General features: G+C 50.4%; 13 protein-coding genes. 10 read left to right on the top strand and 3 right to left on the bottom strand.

The window, feature by feature from the left end:
* Positions 1 to 119: 119 nt before the first annotated feature.
* Together Q5911_RS09785 and Q5911_RS09780 are read left to right on the top strand one after the other, a co-directional pair.
* Positions 120 to 809, top strand: a complete 690-nt coding sequence (locus tag Q5911_RS09785) for an anaerobic ribonucleoside-triphosphate reductase activating protein (RefSeq protein WP_303182563.1) — start codon at positions 120 to 122, stop codon at positions 807 to 809.
* Between the two features lie 170 nt (positions 810 to 979).
* Positions 980 to 3,358, top strand: a complete 2,379-nt coding sequence (locus Q5911_RS09780; protein WP_303182562.1) for a ribonucleoside triphosphate reductase — start codon at positions 980 to 982, stop codon at positions 3,356 to 3,358.
* Positions 3,359 to 3,429: 71 nt separating this feature from the next.
* On the opposite strand, the gene Q5911_RS09775 is transcribed toward Q5911_RS09780, so the two are convergent.
* Positions 3,430 to 4,254 (bottom strand): MerR family transcriptional regulator, encoded by an 825-nt coding sequence (locus Q5911_RS09775; RefSeq protein ID WP_303182561.1) that lies wholly within the window; start codon positions 4,252 to 4,254, stop codon positions 3,430 to 3,432.
* A 111-nt stretch (positions 4,255 to 4,365) separates the two neighbouring features.
* Between Q5911_RS09775 and Q5911_RS09770 the strand changes: the two genes are divergently transcribed.
* A complete protein-coding gene (locus Q5911_RS09770; protein WP_442913483.1) occupies positions 4,366 to 5,025 on the top strand; it encodes a YitT family protein in 660 nt (219 codons plus the stop codon).
* Between the two features lies 1 nt (position 5,026).
* Here the strand turns inward: Q5911_RS09770 and rpoN are convergent, their stop codons facing one another.
* On the bottom strand, positions 5,027 to 6,385 hold the full coding sequence (rpoN, locus tag Q5911_RS09765; protein WP_303182559.1) for an RNA polymerase factor sigma-54: 1,359 nt from the start codon (positions 6,383 to 6,385) through the stop codon (positions 5,027 to 5,029).
* A gap of 186 nt (positions 6,386 to 6,571) precedes the next feature.
* On the opposite strand from rpoN, the gene Q5911_RS09760 reads away from it, so the two are divergent.
* The 4 genes from Q5911_RS09760 (at position 6,572) to nhaC (ending at position 12,790) form a co-directional block, all read left to right on the top strand.
* On the top strand, positions 6,572 to 8,617 hold the full coding sequence (locus Q5911_RS09760; RefSeq protein WP_303182558.1) for an ATP-binding protein: 2,046 nt from the start codon (positions 6,572 to 6,574) through the stop codon (positions 8,615 to 8,617).
* Positions 8,604 to 9,986: a sigma-54-dependent transcriptional regulator gene (locus tag Q5911_RS09755; protein ID WP_303182557.1), complete on the top strand. Its 1,383-nt coding sequence runs from the start codon at positions 8,604 to 8,606 to the stop codon at positions 9,984 to 9,986. Before Q5911_RS09760 ends, Q5911_RS09755 begins: the two co-directional genes overlap by 14 nt.
* Before the next feature lie 165 nt (positions 9,987 to 10,151).
* Positions 10,152 to 11,264 (top strand): FAD-dependent oxidoreductase, encoded by a 1,113-nt coding sequence (locus Q5911_RS09750; RefSeq protein ID WP_303182556.1) that lies wholly within the window; start codon positions 10,152 to 10,154, stop codon positions 11,262 to 11,264.
* Positions 11,265 to 11,353: 89 nt separating this feature from the next.
* Positions 11,354 to 12,790, top strand: coding sequence for a Na+/H+ antiporter NhaC (gene nhaC / locus Q5911_RS09745; protein ID WP_303182555.1), 1,437 nt, complete (start codon positions 11,354 to 11,356; stop codon positions 12,788 to 12,790).
* Between the two features lie 71 nt (positions 12,791 to 12,861).
* Here nhaC and Q5911_RS09740 read toward each other — a convergent pair whose 3' ends face one another.
* Positions 12,862 to 13,461 (bottom strand): TetR/AcrR family transcriptional regulator, encoded by a 600-nt coding sequence (locus tag Q5911_RS09740; RefSeq protein ID WP_303182554.1) that lies wholly within the window; start codon positions 13,459 to 13,461, stop codon positions 12,862 to 12,864.
* 216 nt (positions 13,462 to 13,677) lie between these two features.
* On the opposite strand from Q5911_RS09740, the gene Q5911_RS09735 reads away from it, so the two are divergent.
* The 3 genes from Q5911_RS09735 to Q5911_RS09725 all read left to right on the top strand — a co-directional run bounded on the left by Q5911_RS09735 (position 13,678) and on the right by Q5911_RS09725 (position 17,855).
* The gene (locus Q5911_RS09735; RefSeq protein ID WP_303182578.1) at positions 13,678 to 15,834 is read left to right on the top strand and encodes a Tex family protein; all 2,157 of its coding nucleotides are present in this window, start codon (positions 13,678 to 13,680) and stop codon (positions 15,832 to 15,834) included.
* Between the two features lie 12 nt (positions 15,835 to 15,846).
* On the top strand, positions 15,847 to 16,653 hold the full coding sequence (locus Q5911_RS09730) for a helix-turn-helix domain-containing protein (RefSeq protein ID WP_303182553.1): 807 nt from the start codon (positions 15,847 to 15,849) through the stop codon (positions 16,651 to 16,653).
* Between the two features lie 275 nt (positions 16,654 to 16,928).
* Positions 16,929 to 17,855, top strand: a complete 927-nt coding sequence (locus Q5911_RS09725) for an alpha/beta hydrolase (RefSeq protein ID WP_076780632.1) — start codon at positions 16,929 to 16,931, stop codon at positions 17,853 to 17,855.
* The last annotated feature ends 3 nt before the right edge of the window (positions 17,856 to 17,858 follow it).

Genomic DNA, 17,858 nt, shown 5'->3' with positions numbered 1-17,858 from the left:
CTCCTTCTTTAATTTCATGATATAGGGTCCATTATAAGACAGTTCTTTTGGTTTGTCATTCCTCATTTGAAAAATTTGTGCTATAGTAGGTCTTAAATAAGATGAGGAGGCGACAGATCATGGTCATTTGCGGCATTCAGAAACTGACTCTTCTGGACTACCCGGGAAAGGTGGCATGTACAATTTTTACAGGCGGCTGCAACTTCCGTTGTCCGTTCTGCCACAACGCGGATCTGGTGACTGGAAAACCTGAGGTGACTGTAACCGGGGAAGAAATCTTCCGGTTTCTGAGAAAAAGGCAGGGGCTGCTGGACGGGGTGTGCATCAGCGGCGGGGAACCTCTGCTGCAGCCGGATCTGGAGGATTTTATAAGAGGGGTGCGCTCGCTGGGGTACAGTGTGAAGCTGGACACTAACGGAAGTATGCCGGATAAGCTGGAGAGTCTGGCGGAAAAGGGACTTCTGGACTATGTGGCCATGGATCTGAAAAATTCACCAGAGCATTACGGACGTACCATCGGAGCGGAGGCGTATGATGTGGGGAACATTGACCGGAGTATCCGGTTTCTCATGGGCGGGGAGATCCCCTATGAATTCCGCACCACTGTGGTGAGGGAGTTTCACCAGAAGGCAGATTTTGAGGAAATGGGCAGGTGGATAGAGGGAGCGGATCAGTATTTCCTCCAGCAGTTCATGGACTCGGGGCATGTGATCGCCCCCGGCCTTCACGCCTACGATGAAAAGATCCTTTTACAGGCTCTGGAGATCGTGAAAAAGTACGTGAAAACCGCGCAGATCCGGGGATTGTGATCATTACGTAAAGAATACATAATAACAATATGTTGTGTGAGATGGAAAAATAAACACACAATATATTGTTATTTTTATTGACTGCATCAAGGGCAGGGTGATATGATATAGGAACTGGGACGAAAATAAATACAGTGAGATTAAGAAAGATAAAAAGGGGAGGTTGTCGTATGTACCAGGTAGTAAAAAGGGACGGGCAGATCGCGGATTTTCATATAGACAAGATCAGCGCGGCCATCACAAAAGCCTTTGAAGCACAGCAGAAACAGTATCACCCATCCATCATTGACATGATGGCTCTGAAAGTGACGGCGGATTTTGAGCCGAAGATCAAAGATGATCTGATCCAGGTGGAGCAGATCCAGGACAGTGTGGAGCGGGTGCTGGTCCAGGCAGGCTACGCGGACGTGGCCAAAGCCTACATTCTCTACCGGAAGAACCGGGAGAAGATCCGCAATCTGGGTTCCACCATGCTGAACTATAAAGAGATTGTGGATAACTATGTCAATATCAATGACTGGCGGGTGAAAGAGAACTCCACTGTCACCTACTCGGTAGGAGGTCTCATCTTAAGCAACTCGGGAGCCATCACAGCCAACTACTGGCTCTCGGAGATCTATGACCAGGAGATCGGCCAGGCCCACCGGAACGCGGACATCCACATCCATGACCTCTCCATGCTGACAGGCTACTGCGCGGGCTGGTCATTAAAGCAGCTGATCCAGGAGGGCTTAGGAGGCATTCCGGGCAAGATCTCTTCCTCCCCGGCAAAGCATCTGAGCGTGCTGTGCAACCAGATGGTGAACTTCCTTGGCATCATGCAGAACGAGTGGGCAGGAGCCCAGGCTTTCTCCTCCTTTGATACATACCTGGCGCCCTTTGTGCGGGCAGACCACCTGGACTACGAGGGCGTGAAGAAGTGCATCGAGTCCTTCATCTACGGCGTGAATACACCTTCCCGCTGGGGAACCCAGGCGCCTTTCTCCAACATCACTCTGGACTGGACGGTGCCCGATGACCTGGCCAACCTTCCGGCTATCGTAGGGGGAAAGGAGATGGATTTCACCTACGGGGACTGCAAAAAAGAGATGGACATGATCAACAAAGCGTTTATCGAGATCATGATCGAGGGGGATGCTCACGGAAGAGGTTTCCAGTACCCCATCCCCACCTACTCCATCACCAGTGATTTTGACTGGTCAGACACAGAGAACAACCGTCTTCTCTTTGAGATGACGTCCAAATACGGAACCCCCTATTTCTCCAACTATATCAACAGCGACATGGAGCCCAGCGATGTGCGCAGCATGTGCTGCCGACTCCGGCTGGACCTTAGGGAACTGCGGAAAAAGTCCGGCGGCTTCTTTGGAAGCGGGGAGAGTACCGGTTCTGTGGGCGTAGTTACCATCAACATGCCCCGGCTTGCCTACCAGTCGGAGAATGAGGAAGAGTTCATGGAGCGGCTGGACCGGCTTATGGACATCTCCGCCAGATCCCTTCATGTGAAGCGGACTGTTATCACAAAACTTCTGGAGGGCGGGCTGTACCCCTACACAAAGAGATATCTGGGCAGCTTTGAGAACCACTTCTCCACTATCGGACTTGTGGGAATGAACGAGGCCGGACTGAACGCAAAATGGATACAAAAAGACATGACCCACCCGGAGACCCAGGAATTTTCCAAGAGGGTGCTGAACCATATGCGGGAGCGGCTCTCCGGCTACCAGGAGCAGTACGGCGACCTGTACAATCTGGAGGCTACCCCGGCGGAGTCCACTGCCTACCGGTTTGCAAAACACGATGTGGAGCAGTTCCCGGATATCATCACAGCGGCGGAAGGAAACGGAACGCCCTACTATACAAACAGTTCCCATCTGCCGGTGGGGTACACAGAGGATATTTTTGACGCTCTGGATATCCAGGACGATCTGCAGACACTGTACACGTCGGGAACCGTATTTCACGCGTTCCTGGGGGAGAAGCTGCCTTCCTGGAAATCAGCGGCAGCCCTGGTGCGCAAGATCGCGGAGAACTACAAGCTGCCCTACTACACGCTCTCGCCGACATATTCCATCTGCAAGGACCACGGTTACATTGCAGGGGAGCACTACACCTGTCCGGAGTGCGGAGGTAAGACGGAAGTGTACAGCCGTATCACAGGCTACTACCGCCCGGTGCAGAACTGGAACGACGGAAAGACACAGGAGTTCAAGGACAGAAAAGTCTACGACCTGAGCCACTCCCATTTCCATGCTCACTTTCAGACAGAGGCGGCGGAGACCGGGATTGGGGAAAAAACGGCAGCGGTGGATGTTGTCGAAGCTCCGGTGAAACTGCTTTTCACAACCAGCACCTGTCCAAACTGCGCCATCGCAAAGAAGGCGCTGGAGGACGCCCACATGGAGTACAAAGTGGTGGATGCGGAAAAACATAAAGATCTGGCGCAGAAATACAAGATCATGTCAGCGCCGACCCTGGTGGTGATCAAGAAAGACGGGGTGGAGAAGCTGACCAACGCTTCCAATATCAGGAAGTATGCGGAAGGATAGAAAAGCGATAGAAAAACTCCGCAGGCTGTACGGTCTGCGGAGATATTTTTTGCCGGCAACAGCAGATGCGGTTACCGGCGGATGTAGAACATGATCTTGGTGATATACTCGTCCTCGTCGTCCGTTGTGATATGATCGTTGATGCAGAACTCGTAGGAGTCAGATATGATCTGGAGAGAGTTGGCTTCACAGTAATCCAGAAGCTTTGTGTAGGACTGGCCGATAGACAGGTAGTTGCCTATGTGGTAGGTGCACACGCACTGCCCGGCGGGGAGCAGGCGGATCTGCTCATTCATCTGCTCTGTCTTTTCCACAGACAGGAAAGCATCGGAAGCCTCCACAAAACGTCCCGCCCGGATGCGCTCCAGCGGCACGATGACACCGCACTGGAAAAACACAGGGAGATTTTTTTCAAAGGCGTAAGAAAAGCACTGCTTGGCGGCTATGCTGATCTCACGCAGACTGTATGGCTCCTCCACTTTTCTGGTGAGGATATACCGCTCTTCAGCTTCCTCCAGCATAATAGCGCTCTCCGTATCCATATAGATCCGGGCTTTTTCTATCTGCCTGCAGCGGTGGCTCAGACGGCTCTGGATGAGCTGGAGCTGCTGGATCTGGCGGTTGATGACAGAGATCTGTTTTCCCAGAATGGAGAGACTGCTGTCAATATTGTAGTTCTGCATGTGCTCCCGGATTTCATTGAGTGAAAATCCAGCCTTTTTCATGATCAGAATGGTGTCCAGATAGTCGATCTGTTTGGCGCTGTAATAGCGGTATCCATTGTCCGGATCAACCCAGGCAGGGCGGAACAGACCGATCTTGTCATAGTAGATCAGGGTCTGTTTGGAGATGTTCTGATAGTCGGCCAGTTCACCGATAGAAAATAGATTATCCATATTTACCTCTTGACATTATAGTTACTATAGCCTTTATTATATCTATGTAAATAAGAAAAAACAATTCACTAAGGAGGTTTTATTTTGCTTAAAAAATCTTTCTCGACTTTTATGTATCAACTTGCGGAAGGCCTGTCGTGGAGAAAGGTTGCCTTGATCATGCTTGGAGCGGCTGTCTGCTCCTTCGGCATACACAATATCCATCAGCAGGCGGGCATCACGGAAGGCGGCGTGATCGGTACGATGCTTCTGATCGAGCACTGGCTGGGGATCTCGCCTGCCATCATTACCCCTGTACTGGATATTTCCTGCTACCTGCTGGCGTTGAAGTTCCTGGGGGCAGGATTTATAAAAATATCTATCCTGTCTACAGCAGGCGTCTCGATGTTTTTTAAACTGTGGGAGTCCCTGCCCATGATGCTGCCGGATCTTTCTTCCTATCCGCTGCTGGCTGCTGTGAGCGGCGGTATTTTTGTGGGTGTGGGAGTGGGGCTGATCGTGAGACAGGGCGGTTCCAGTGGAGGAGATGACGCCCTGGCGCTCTGCATCTCCCATGTCACGAACTGGCAGTTGTCCCGCTGCTACCTTTTTACAGATCTGCTTGTGCTGGGACTTTCGCTGACCTACATTCCGGCTGCGCGCATTGTATTTTCACTCATAACAGTAACCATTTCCTCGGTTCTGATCGATTATATACAGAATTTCGGGAAACAGACCAGAAGCAGATGGGAAGGTATGCGCTGTAAGCGGCGCAGCCGGGGCCGGATCTGATTTATTTAAGAAGCTTTCTCTGGCGTGAATCGGCAATCCCCAGTTCCATCCGGTATTTTGCCACGCCTCTTCTGGAAATCCGGATCCCTTCCTGTGCCAGCAGCTCCGACAGTTTCTGGTCGCTGAGAGGGGCCTGCTCCTGTTCGATGAGCTGCCGGATCCTTTCCTTTACAGCCTGCGGAGAAAAGGAAGAGGAGCCGGCGTCTTCTGAGGAAGACACGGCGGCAGAAAAGAGGGATTTCATAAGGACAGTCTGCCGATACTGGATATATTTTCCCTTTATGGACCGGCTGATGGTGGAGGGGTGCAGTCCGAGAGCTTCGGCCGCCTGTTCCTGGGTTAAGGGTTTCAGGTTGCCGCCCGACTCAAAATAGTCCTGCTGGTATTCCAGAAGGAATCTGACAATCCGGATCAGAGTCTGTCTTCTTTGCTCCACGCTGTTTATAATAAGGCGGGCGCGTTCCAGCTTTTCCTTGAAATACTGTTTTAACTGAAGATCAGTTGTCTCCTGCATCATCTGGATGTAATACTGGTTGTAGGAATATTCTCCTGTCCAGGAATCATTTATGGTGATGTCCCAGGAGTCCCGGGATCTGGAGACGATTATGTCGGGTATGATGTAGTGAGCTTCGTCTTCTGACACATCCAGGATGGGACGGGGACTGAGAAGGCTGATCTCGTGAATGTATTGCTTCAGCTGTCCGGTTGAGACTTTCAGCTTCCGGGAGATGCCGCTTAACTGTCCTCTTGTCAGAGCTTCCATATGATCCCGGATCAGGCAGAAGAGAACCGGGTCTTCCACGCCTTTTCTCTCTAACTGAAGAATAAGGCATTCCGGAAGATCTCCGGCGAAAATCCCGGCAGGCTCCAGTGTTTTCAGAACAGCCAGGGCAGCTTCCAGCTCCGCTGCTGTAAAGCAGTCTGCGCCGTTTACAGGAGTGCGGGAGAGTTCATCCAGATCCATGGTCAGGTATCCTGTGGGCTCCAGACAGTCGATGAGAAAGTTCATGCAGAGCCACTGCCGCGGAGTGTAGGTTTTCTGGTGAAGCTGATCAAGAAGAGAGCGCTTTAGCTCATCGGAGGATTTTGCGGCAACATCGCTTCGCCGGTCTTCCTGGTCCGCGGATTCTTCCAGATAGTAATCGCGGTAGGATTTTCCCTTTTCGTAGAGGGATTCAATATCTGTAAACATTTCGTTTTCTTTCTTACCGGAGCTTTCCAGCATGGGGTTTTCCAGATATTCTTTCATCAGAAAATTCTCCAGCTCCTGGCTGGTGTAAGTCAGAATCTCCAGGGACATCACCTGGTTCGCAGACATGTTCTGTTTTTGTTCCAAAACCGGAAGTACACGGAAATCCATATTTTTTCTCCTCTGAATAAATACAAAATATAACTAAAAAAGTAAGTGTCTGTAAAGACAGTATAGCATGTGGAAAAATCCGTTGCAATGCGGTGCGGGCGGGAGAATTGACAACCGGTCTGCCTGCCTGTATCATAGTTTTATCGGGAAGAGAAAACGAATGAAGAGAGGGAAAAAAGGAAGGCGATGAAGGAAAAAAAGTGGACCATTGGTTTTGATTTTGTCCTGTGGTTCGTGGCAATGCTGGTGTTCCTCTGGCTTATGGCAGACCAGTACTGTCATATGATGTACGGGGGCAATCTGTTCTATGTACTGTCCGGAAACAACGAGATCACGGAGGAAGAGCGGGAATTTTTAAAGGGACAGGGGCCTCTTATATACGGGGAGACACTGGATTCTTTTCCCGCGCAGATCTACGATGAATCTTTGCAGGAAGAGAATGGGTTTGCCATTGATCTGATGGAACAGATGGAGTGGGAGCTGGGGGCTGATATGACGTTCCAGGCTGTGGAGTGGCCGGAGGTTTTTGACAAGCTGGAGCAGGGAGAGGTTGATGTGATCCAGATCTCCTACTCGGAGGAACGGGCGGAGAAGTATTATCTGACAGCCCCTGTTTACCGGAACAGAGGCGTGGTTTTCATGGAAAACACCGGGGCGGAAGTGACAGAATTAAAGGAGCTGAAAGGCAGGAAACTGGCGGGAATAAAGGAAGACTACGCGCTCCTGGAACTGGAGAAAAAATGTCCGGGAGCGGATGTGGTGGAGTGTGACAATATTGCAGAGTGCGCACAGCTTTTAAGGGAAAAGCAGGTGGACGGCATTGTGGCGGATGAACAGAATCTGATGTATTACATGCAGGGGGAGAAACTGTTCCAGGACTACTATATGGTGGAGGAGAACGTCTATGAGGCTGACGTTGTCTTTGCTGTGAGAAAGTCAGATGAGGAGCTGGGAAAGATCCTTGACAAGGCAGTTTATCAGATGAGAAACAAAGATGTTCTGGAAAAGATCCAGAAAAAATGGTTTCTGACTTCCGTTCTCTATGAGGTGCCGCCCAGGGAGGTCCTGTATTTCTGGGGAATTGTCCTGGTTGTCGGGATTGCCGCATTTTATATCTGGCTTTTTGGTTACATTCATATGCACACAAGGACTCTGGTGAAGCAAAGGACTAAGGAGCTGGAACGGGAGCGGGTGAGAGTGCAGAGAATCCTGGACTCCATTCCCCAGTACGTGCTTGAAGTGTCGCCGGAGGGCAGGGTTGTCATGGCAAACCAGCATGTAAGGCAGGCGCTGTCTGACCGGCAGATCGCCACATGCGATGAAGAGGGAATGAAGATCCAGGAGAGACAGGTCATGGATATTCTGGATGAGATCCCGGAAAAGAGCTATGTATGTCAGGAAGTGGAGATAGGGGAGCGCTGGTACCGGATCATCGGCAGCAGCATTCTGGGGAAGCAGGAGAGTGAGAACCGGATCCTTGTGGCAGAGGATATCACCCTGTCCCGGATCCATGAGAGAAAGAACCGCCAGAATGAGAAGATGATCGCTATTGGACAGCTTGCCTCCGGCATTTCTCATGAGCTGAAAAATCCTCTGGAAATCATCTGCAATTACTGCTATGCCTTGAAAAAGGGAATCCTGCACACACCGGAAGAGGTTGCGGATACGGTCCAGGTGATAGAAGAGGAGGCGGAGTCAGCCAACAAAATCGTAGAGAGCCTTCTGTCCTTTGCAAGAATGGCGCCGGGAGACGTCAGCGATACAGAGCTGAAACCTGTGCTGGAAAATATCCTGAGGATCCAGGAGCCGGTTTTCCGCAAAAAGAAGATCCAGGTCACATGTTCCTGTGAAGACGATCTGGCGGTACGCTGCAATCCCGAGGGGATCAAGATGATCATCATAAACCTTCTGACCAACGGGGCGGAAGCCATAGAGGCGAAGGGGGAAGCCGGCAGCATTGAGATCACGGCTGTGCGGGAAATGGAATCTGCCAGAGTGGAGATCAGGGATACAGGAAAAGGAATGAGTGAGCAGGAGATTGAAAAAATCTTTAATCCCTTTTATACAACGAAAGTTTCCGGTACCGGACTTGGACTGTATCTGGTGTACCAGCAGATACACGAGATGGGCGGCGAGATCCAGGTATCCAGCAGGGAAGGAGAAGGCAGCCTTTTTCGCATTTACTTTCCATTATCAAAGGAGGAGGGAGAAGGGATAGATGAATACAGATAAAAGCAGGCTGAATATCCTGGTGGTGGACGATGAAGAAAAGCAGTGTAAGATTCTGAAGATCCTTCTGACCAGCGAGGGATATTATGTCAGGACAGCCAACAGTGCAGACGAAGCATTAAAAAGAATGGATGAAGAAGAGGCAGATATTGTAATCACGGATCTGCGGATGGGAGAGAAAGACGGGATAGAACTTCTGGAATCTGTTCTGGAGAAATATAAAGCCTGTAAGGTGATTCTGCTTACCGGGTACGGAAGCATTGAAAATGCTGTGGAAGCCATGAAAAAAGGTGCATGGTTCTATTTTATAAAAGGCCAGGGTCCGGAAAAGCTTCTGGAGGAACTGCGAAAGCTTCAGAAAGCCCACGAAGCAAAGTATAAAGGCCAGATGAAAGAAGGTTTCAAAGGGAAGAAATACATGCTGGAGACCCGGAACGAGAAGTTTCAGAAAGTCATACGGATCCTTGAGCGGGCTGCAAAAAGCTCGGCCAATATTCTGATCCTGGGAGAGTCGGGGGTCGGCAAAGAAGTTCTGGCGGACTATGTACATCAGATCAGCAGACCGGATAAAAAGTTTATCGGAGTCAACTGTCATGCACTGTCTGATTCATTGATGGAATCGGAACTGTTCGGACACGAGAAGGGAGCGTTTACAGGCGCGGTGGGGACATACAAGGGCCGCTTTGAGGCTGTGGAGGGAGGCACCCTGTTTCTGGATGAGATCGGGGACATCCCCCTGCATGTACAGTCAAAACTTCTCCGTGTTCTGGAGACCAGGACCATTGAGCGGGTGGGAAGCACCAGAAGCATACCGGTGGACTTCCGGCTGGTCAGCGCCACCAATGTGGATATAGAAAACGCCATTGAAGAGGAAAGGTTCCGCAGCGATCTGTATTACCGTCTCTGCACCATTACCGTGGTGGTTCCTCCGCTGCGGGAGCGAAAAGAAGACCTTCCGTCCCTGATCCGGTTTTTCCTGGAAAAATATGGGGAGGAGCAGCAAAAAGAGATGCAGGAGCCGTCACAGGAAGTATGGGATGCGCTGCTGTCCTACTCCTACAAAGGAAATGTGAGAGAGCTGAGAAATATTATAGAGAGACTGGTGGTACTGTCGGAGAACGGGGAAATACTGGCGGAAGACCTGCCGGAACAGTTTTTCTCACAGCCTGTTCAGAAAAAGAGTACAGGCGGCTCGCTGAAGGAGATCAGAGCTCAGGCAGAAAAAGAGGCGATACAGAACGCACTGAGAGAAAATGATTACAGGATCAAAGAGACAGCGGAGCAGTTAGGGATCGGTGAGAGACAGCTTTTCTATAAACTGAAAGAATACGGTATTGATGTGAAGCAGATGAAAAAAATGCATAAAATATAGAAAGTGCAAAAAATTGCAGTGTTTACTGCAATTTTTTTGCGCTTTTTTTGAGGAAATCATACATTTTTTGCGGAAAATAGGGTGAAACCGAATTGGCACAGAACTTGCTCTATATATGAGCAAAATAAAACAAAAAATTTTTCTTTATGAAAGGAGAAAAAAATTATGATTATCGGATGTCCAAAAGAAATGAAAATTGGAGAAACAAGAGTGGCGCTCACACCGGAATGGGTGCGGAATCTGGTGAGTGACGGCCATGAAGTGCTGATTCAGACAAACGCAGGACTTGCCAGCGGATTCCCGGATGAGGAGTACGTGGCCGTCGGCGGAAAGATCGTTCCTACAATTGAGGACGTATATAAAAACGCGGAATTTGTAGCAAAAGTAAAAGAGTTAATGCCGGAAGAATTCGACCTGCTGCAGAAGGATCAGATCGTTATGGCCTGGTTCCATCTGGCAGAGGATGTGGATCACGATATGCTCAATGCCATGCTGGAGCACGGAACGATCGGACTTGGCATGGAGCTGATCAAACTCCCAGACGGCACAAGACCAACCATCAAACCTATGAGTGAGATCGCAGGAAGTCTGGCTATGCTGGAGGCAGTGAAATATGGTCTGGTTGACCGTGGCGGAAAAGGAAATCTGTTCAGAAAATTATCCGGACTGCCGGCTCCGAGAGTGGTCATCATCGGCGGCGGACATGCTGGCTTAAATGCTGCTGAGATCGCGCTGGGACTTGGACTTCGCGTAACGATCATCGAGAACTACTGGAAGAGGATTGCAGAGCTCCGCTATATGATCCCGGGCGCAGAAGTGGTTGCGTGGGAAGATGAGACTGCATTCAACTACATTAAAGAGGCAGATGTTCTGCTGAACACGATCTATCCGCAGCCGAATCAGCCCTGTCTGGTTCCAAGAAGCGTTGTACAGCAGATGAAGAAGGACGCAGTGATCGTGGATATCGTAGGTGTAGGCGTTATTGAGACTGTGCACTATACTTCCCTGGAAGATCCGATCTACTATGAGGAAGGCATCCTTCACTACAATGTGGCCAACATGCCGGCTCTCTGTCCCAAGACTTCCACAAAGGCTCTGCTGATCGTATCCGGTCCGTATATCCAGGCTATTGCCAACAAGGGACTGAAGAAAGCCTTTGAAGATGATCCGTGCCTGAAAAAATCTATCTGTACCTTACATGGACAGGTAGTGGACGACGAGTGTGCAAGAAACCATGAGAGAGCATGTGTTCCGTTTGAGCTTTCCATGCTGGATTAAATAAATAAGAACTGGCCGGGGCTGCTGTGTGCAGGGATAAAGGATCCTGTACGCGGCGGCCCCGGGAACAAAATGAGGAGAAGGGTTCTATGGAAAATAAAGAAGTGAAAAAAAGAGAAATACGAGATCCTTATATGTGGGAGATCGTGGTTATCCTGGCAATTCTGATCGTGGTGCTTTCCTTTTCCCTGCTTGTTTTAGGAGTGGAAGCCCATATTCCTTTTGTAGTGGTCATTGCCCTGACATCTTTGATGGCAATACGGATGGGACATACGTGGGCAGACCTGGAAAAGAAAATTCTCGATTCCATCGCCTCCATTTTTCAGGCGGTCATTATCCTGATGATGGTAGGTATGGTAATTGGTTCATGGATACAGGGAGGTATCGTACCTTCTCTGATTTATTACGGACTGGAACTGATCAATCCCAATATTTTTCTTGTGACCATCTTTGTGGTAATGAGTATCTGTTCAGTGGCCACCGGATCATCCTGGACAATCGTGGGAACGTTAGGTGTGGCAGCCATGGGAATAGGCGAGGGCCTGGGGATTCCGGCGCCGATCACCGCAGGCGCTGCAGTGGGAGCCGGCTATTTTGGAGACAAGTTCTCCCCTCTTTCTGACACGCCCAATCTGCACTGTGCGATCTGCCGTGTAAATCTGTTTGACAACTTTAAAAATATTTTAAAGACAACCATCCCTATGTATATCGTCGCAGTGATCCTTACAGCCATCGTGGGCATGAGATATTCTGCCAGTGACAGGGTCAGCATGGAGTCCATTGAGACCATCACCACCACACTGGATGAAACCTTTGTGATCAGTCCTCTGCTAATACTGCCGGTATTGATGGTAGTGGCAATGATCGTCTTTAAGATCCCTGCGATTCCGGGTATCTTTCTCATGGCGCTTGTGGGCGCTCTGTGCGGAGTTTTCGTGCAGGGTGCGGACCTTGGCTCCGTGATCACTTCCATCCATACAGGCTATGTGGGAAATACAGGTGTGGAGTCTGTGGACTCGCTTCTGACCAGAGGCGGCCTTTCGTCCATGCTTGGCACGGCTTCCCTGATCTTCTGCGCGATTTCCTACGGCGGTGTTCTGGAGGCTACAGGCACGCTGAGAATTCTGATCGGAAAGATCCTTGGTATTGTGAAAAAAGATGGTTCCCTTATTTTTACTACGATCGTCAGCTCCATTATTCTGAATATGATTGCTGTGGATAATTATGTGACGGCGGTAATCACTGGAAATATGTTCCGCAAAGCCTATATTCAGAGAGGACTGCATCCTCTGAATCTCTCAAAATGCCTGGCGGAAAGTGCGGCTATCACATCCCCGCTGATTCCGTGGAATACATGCGGTATCGTTATGTTCGGTATGATCGGAGTATCTGCCGCGGAATACCTGCCCTATGCGTTTATGTGCTGGGTACCGCCGATTATGCTCACCATATTCGGCTATCTGAATATCGGTATCATACGGCTGACGCCGGAGGAGCAAAAAGCGCTTCTTGAGGAAGACGCATGATAGAAATTTTTACAAAAAAACTGCCGGGTCACAGATACAGGTCTGTGGCCCGGCAGCTTTTTGCTTTAAGATCAAAAAAGTCCGTCCAGATAAGTGGTGAGAAGACGGCGCATATTTCCCTCGAAATCTGACTTACCGATCTTCAGACACCAGTCAAACACAACGCCGATGACAATGGTGCGGATGTCGCTTGTCACTTCCTCCAGCGGGTATTTCATCTGGATCACGCCTGCGTCCAGGGCGCGCTGCAGATAATTCTGCACAGTGACGATGGGGTAGGGGCGCTCGGTTCGGATATCCGGGTTCAGTGACTGGTTCTTGGGGGTGTAGTAGTTGGACACGAAGTCCAGCCCCAGCTCCCGGCAGTATTTCACATAGTTCAGATATACGTGGATGATGGCAGTTTTGGCCTCCTCCGCATTGGCCGGAAGCTCCAGACAGTCAGCATCCACGCTGGGCTGCTCCTCGATATAGTAGGACAAAAGATCATCCTTTGTCTTAAAATGGTGGTAGAAGCTTCCGTTGGAGACCCCGGCCTCCTCGCATATATTTTTGATGGACAGTCCCTCATATCCTTTTTTTCGCAGAATCGTCTTGGCCGCCTGGAAGATCCGGTCCTTTGTCTCCTTTGATTTCTGCTGTTGTCTGGATAATTCCTGTGTTTCTTCCATATGAATAAATCCCCTTTTACGTTCCAGTGTATTTTCTTGTATCATAGCACATTTCCCGGGTACTTTCAAGAAAACAGAGTGAACTCGGTATTGTGCTGCGCGTTGCGTATCAAGGGGATTTCCTATATAATAAACTCTGATACATGCCTGCCCCCGGGAGCGTCTGCGGCTCATGCGGCGGTGAGGCGGATTTATGAAATGAGGTTAAAAGACAGAATGGATATTAATCAGAAGATTACAGATGAGCTTGGGGTGAAAAGATGGCAGGTGGATGCAGCAGTCAAGCTCATCGATGAGGGAAATACCATCCCCTTTATTGCCAGATACAGAAAGGAAGCCACCGGGACGCTGAACGACGCGCAGCTTAGGACGCTGCATGAGAGGCTTCAGTATCTGCGGGGACTGGAGGAGAAGAAGGAGCAGGTGCTCTCTACCATAGAGGAACAGGGAAAACTGACGGAGGAACTGAAAAAACAGATCCTGGCCTCACAAACCCTGGTGGAGGTGGAGGATCTCTACCGCCCTTACCGTCCGAAGCGAAGGACAAGGGCCATCATTGCAAAGGAGAAGGGACTGGAGCCGCTGGCTGTATTTATCATGCTGCAGAGCGCTAAGGAGCCGTTGGAGATGGAGGCACAGAAGTATGTGGATCCTGGGAAGGATGTACAGACGCCGGAGGACGCCATCGCCGGAGCGAGGGACATTATCGCGGAGAGTATTTCCGACGATGCGGACTACAGAAGCCATATCCGGAAGCTGACAAGGCAGAAGGGGAAAATGGTATCCAAAGCAAAGGATGAAGAGGCGGAGTCCGTGTATGAGATGTACTATGACTTTGAGGAGCCGGTGACGAAGCTGGCAGGGCATCGGATCCTGGCTGTCAACAGAGGGGAGAAAGAAAAATTCCTGACAGTGAAGATCGAGGCGCCCCAGGAGGATATCCTGAGGTACCTGGAGAAGAAGACCATCCACAGGAATAACCCCTACACCTCCCCGGTTCTTAAAGAGGCAGTGGAGGACAGCTATAAAAGGCTCATTGCTCCGGCTATTGAGCGGGAGATCCGCAGCGAGCTGACAGAGAGCGCAGAGGACGGCGCCATTAAGGTGTTCGGCAAAAATCTGCAGCAGCTTCTCATGCAGCCGCCTATCGCAGGGCGGACGGTCCTTGGGTGGGATCCTGCTTTCCGTACAGGATGCAAGCTGGCGGTAGTGGATCCTACAGGAAAGGTCATCGGAACCACGGTGATCTACCCCACAGCGCCCACCACGCCTGCCAAGATCCAGGCGTCCAAGGATCTGCTGAAAAAGATCATTTCGAAGTATAACATTTCTCTGATCTCTCTTGGAAACGGAACAGCCTCCAGAGAGTCAGAGCAGTTCATCGTGGAGCTGTTAAAGGAAATTCCCCAGAAGGTGGAGTATGTGATTGTCAACGAGGCGGGAGCTTCCGTGTATTCAGCCAGCAAGCTGGCATCGGAAGAGTTCCCCAAGTTTGATGTGGGACAGAGAAGCGCCGCGTCCATCGCCAGAAGACTGCAGGATCCCCTGGCGGAACTGGTGAAGATCGATCCAAAATCCATCGGCGTGGGTCAGTACCAGCACGATATGAACCAGAAGAAATTAAACGACACCCTCTCCGGCGTGGTGGAGGACTGCGTCAATAAAGTGGGTGTGGATCTGAATACAGCCTCCGCTCCGCTTTTGTCCTACATATCCGGCATCAGCGGGACCATCGCAAAAAACATTGTGGCCTACCGTGAGGAGAACGGAAAATTCACGGACAGAAGGCAGCTTCTCAAGGTGCGGGGGCTGGGGCCGAAAGCTTTTGAGCAGAGCGCAGGATTTATGCGGATCACGGGAGGGACGAACCCTCTGGATGCCACAAGCGTCCACCCGGAGACATACGAGGCGGCGCAGAGCCTTCTTGCGAAGCAGGGATTTACCCCGGAAGATGTGTCCAAGGGAAGACTGGCAGGCCTGTCCCTTACCATCAAAAATGAGAAGGGGCTGGCACAGGAGCTGGGCATCGGGGAGATCACCCTGCATGACATCGTGAAGGAGCTGGAGAAACCGGCCAGAGACCCGAGAGATGAGATGCCAAGGCCCATCCTGCGCACCGACGTGCTGGAAATGAAAGATCTGAAAGAGGGCATGATCTTGAAGGGAACTGTGCGAAATGTCATTGACTTCGGTGTGTTCGTGGATATCGGCGTACACCAGGACGGGCTTGTGCATATTTCCCAGATCACGGATAAAAAGTTTATCAAACATCCCCTGGAAGTGGTGAGTGTGGGAGATGTCGTGGATGTGAAAGTGATGAGCGTGGATCTGAAGAAAAAGCGGATCCAGCTTACCATGAAGGGGATTTCGTAAGAGGAAGAGACAATGAGTGAGAAAACCATCGGGACGCTGTCAAAATTTACCGGCATCCCGGCCCACACAATCAAATACTATGAAAAGATCGGGCTCCTTGAGTCCAGCCGGAATGAACACTCCAATTACCGGTCCTATGACATGCGTATCTGCACGGATATCTACGAGTGCGTCAAGTACAGAAATATGGGATTTCCGCTGAAAGAGACGAAGGAACTGGTAAAAGAGGCGGACGACAGGAGGCTGGAGGAGCTTCTGGAAGAGCGGAGACTTCAGATAGAAGAGGAGATCCGGGCGTTGACGGAGCAGAAAAAGAGGCTGGAAATCTTCAGCCGCGAGATCCGGGATCTGGAAAAGAGGATCGGGAAATGGTATATCGAGGAATACGACGATTTTTATTTCCGCTCCCAGACAAAAGAACTGAATTATGACGGCGGGGACTACCTGGAGGCCGACGGCCTCAACCTTGCCGACCGCCTGCCTGTCAGCAAGACCACTGTGTGGATGGACCGTGAGTATCTGTCCGGAGGAAGAAGCGGCTACTCCTGGGGAATGGGTATTTTCCCCGGGGAGGACAGGGACTGGATCAGAGAGAAAAAAGGATACAGGCACGTCCCTGCCGGGCGGGCGTTTGTGCTCTGCCTGAAGATCACAGGCCCCTATGTGTCGGACGGTTCCATGGCAAGGGAGATAGCAGAGGCTTATCGCATGTTCCGCCCCGGCACGCCGCCGGAGGCCTTCGGCGTAAGGCTGAAGATCACCTACGACAAGGAAGAAAACGACTGGAACTATTTTAAAATATTTATTCCGCTGGATTGATCAGAAAAAAGAATTCCGAAAAAGAAATACAGACTGCAACCTGTAAGCTGCTTACAGGTTGCAGTTTTTTTGCGCCTTAATCGGTTGTGTGAGAGAAGAAATCAGTCCGAAACCATAGAAAATGCAAATATAATAATGCAAAAAGCGGATGAAAATATAGATTTTGAGAATGAGTAGAAGATTGACATGAAAGCGATAGATAGTTATAAAATTAACAATATCAAAAAACGATTGAAAGGATCCACAGGTGATCACGAAGAAAGGAAGGAAGAGACATGACGCGTGAAGAGGTAAAAAGCATGGATTTTGAAGTGTTCAAGGCAGCGCTTCCATCGATGGGAGAAGTGCATGTTCTGAAAGCCGACGGCACAGAGGTGTACGGCCTTTACAAGCATGATGTGTGTTATGTGGAAAGAGACGGCATACAGCGCACGCTGCAGATGATCGTGCCGGAGATGAAGCCGGACAAAAAGTATACTTACCCGGCTATCCTGTATGTCCAGGGTTCTGCCTGGATGAAGCAGGACAATTACAAGCGCCTGGGTGTGATGGCAAGGCTGGCTCAGAGAGGATATGTGACAGCCATCCTCCAGTACAGGGAGAGCGCCCTTGCCTCCTATCCGGCACCGGTGGAGGATGCCAAGACGGGCGTACGTTTCCTGAGAAAGCACGCAGAGGAATACCACATTGACCCGGACAACATTGTTATCATGGGAGACTCCAGCGGCGGACATACAGCTCTGGCAGCAGGCATGACTGCAGGAGATGACTGCATGGATACCGATGTGTACCAGGATGTGTCCTGCGCCGTAAAAGCCATTGTGGACCTGTACGGTGTGACGGACATCTGCCAGAAGGGAGATTTCCCCACCACGCCAAACCAGGGGGAGGCGGACAGCCCGGAAGGTATGCTGATCGGCGGCAACAATGTGTATGAGCATCCGGAGCTTTCCGGCCCGGTTATCCTTTCAAACTATGTGAAAGCGGAGAAAGAGATCCCGCCGGTTCTCATGATGCACGGTACGGCCGACGACACGGTTTCCTGCAACCAGAGTATCCGCCTGTACAAGAAATTTCTTGAGGAGGGAAAGGATGTGGAATTCTATCTTGTAGAAAATGCCTCCCACGGGGACGTTGCATTCTGGACAGAGAAAAATATGGATATTGTAGACGGATTTATCCGGAAACATATCAGCAGATAAAGG

This window comes from Lachnoclostridium phocaeense (assembly GCF_959599685.1).
GTDB classification, from domain to species: domain Bacteria; phylum Bacillota; class Clostridia; order Lachnospirales; family Lachnospiraceae; genus Claveliimonas; species Claveliimonas monacensis.
Note: the sequence above shows the minus strand (reverse complement) of the source record. Positions and strands in the feature narration are given on the sequence as shown.

Excerpts from the sequence above, each read along its gene's own strand:
- Q5911_RS09785 (WP_303182563.1), top strand. The coding sequence starts at position 120 with ATGGTCATTTGCGGCATTCAGAAACTGACTCTTCTGGACTACCCGGGA.
- Q5911_RS09780 (WP_303182562.1), top strand. The coding sequence starts at position 980 with ATGTACCAGGTAGTAAAAAGGGACGGGCAGATCGCGGATTTTCATATA.
- Q5911_RS09775 (WP_303182561.1), bottom strand. The coding sequence starts at position 4,254 with ATGGATAATCTATTTTCTATCGGTGAACTGGCCGACTATCAGAACATC.
- Q5911_RS09770 (WP_442913483.1), top strand. The coding sequence starts at position 4,366 with ATGTATCAACTTGCGGAAGGCCTGTCGTGGAGAAAGGTTGCCTTGATC.
- rpoN (WP_303182559.1), bottom strand. The coding sequence starts at position 6,385 with ATGGATTTCCGTGTACTTCCGGTTTTGGAACAAAAACAGAACATGTCT.
- Q5911_RS09760 (WP_303182558.1), top strand. The coding sequence starts at position 6,572 with ATGAAGGAAAAAAAGTGGACCATTGGTTTTGATTTTGTCCTGTGGTTC.
- Q5911_RS09755 (WP_303182557.1), top strand. The coding sequence starts at position 8,604 with ATGAATACAGATAAAAGCAGGCTGAATATCCTGGTGGTGGACGATGAA.
- Q5911_RS09750 (WP_303182556.1), top strand. The coding sequence starts at position 10,152 with ATGATTATCGGATGTCCAAAAGAAATGAAAATTGGAGAAACAAGAGTG.
- nhaC (WP_303182555.1), top strand. The coding sequence starts at position 11,354 with ATGGAAAATAAAGAAGTGAAAAAAAGAGAAATACGAGATCCTTATATG.
- Q5911_RS09740 (WP_303182554.1), bottom strand. The coding sequence starts at position 13,461 with ATGGAAGAAACACAGGAATTATCCAGACAACAGCAGAAATCAAAGGAG.
- Q5911_RS09735 (WP_303182578.1), top strand. The coding sequence starts at position 13,678 with ATGGATATTAATCAGAAGATTACAGATGAGCTTGGGGTGAAAAGATGG.
- Q5911_RS09730 (WP_303182553.1), top strand. The coding sequence starts at position 15,847 with ATGAGTGAGAAAACCATCGGGACGCTGTCAAAATTTACCGGCATCCCG.
- Q5911_RS09725 (WP_076780632.1), top strand. The coding sequence starts at position 16,929 with ATGACGCGTGAAGAGGTAAAAAGCATGGATTTTGAAGTGTTCAAGGCA.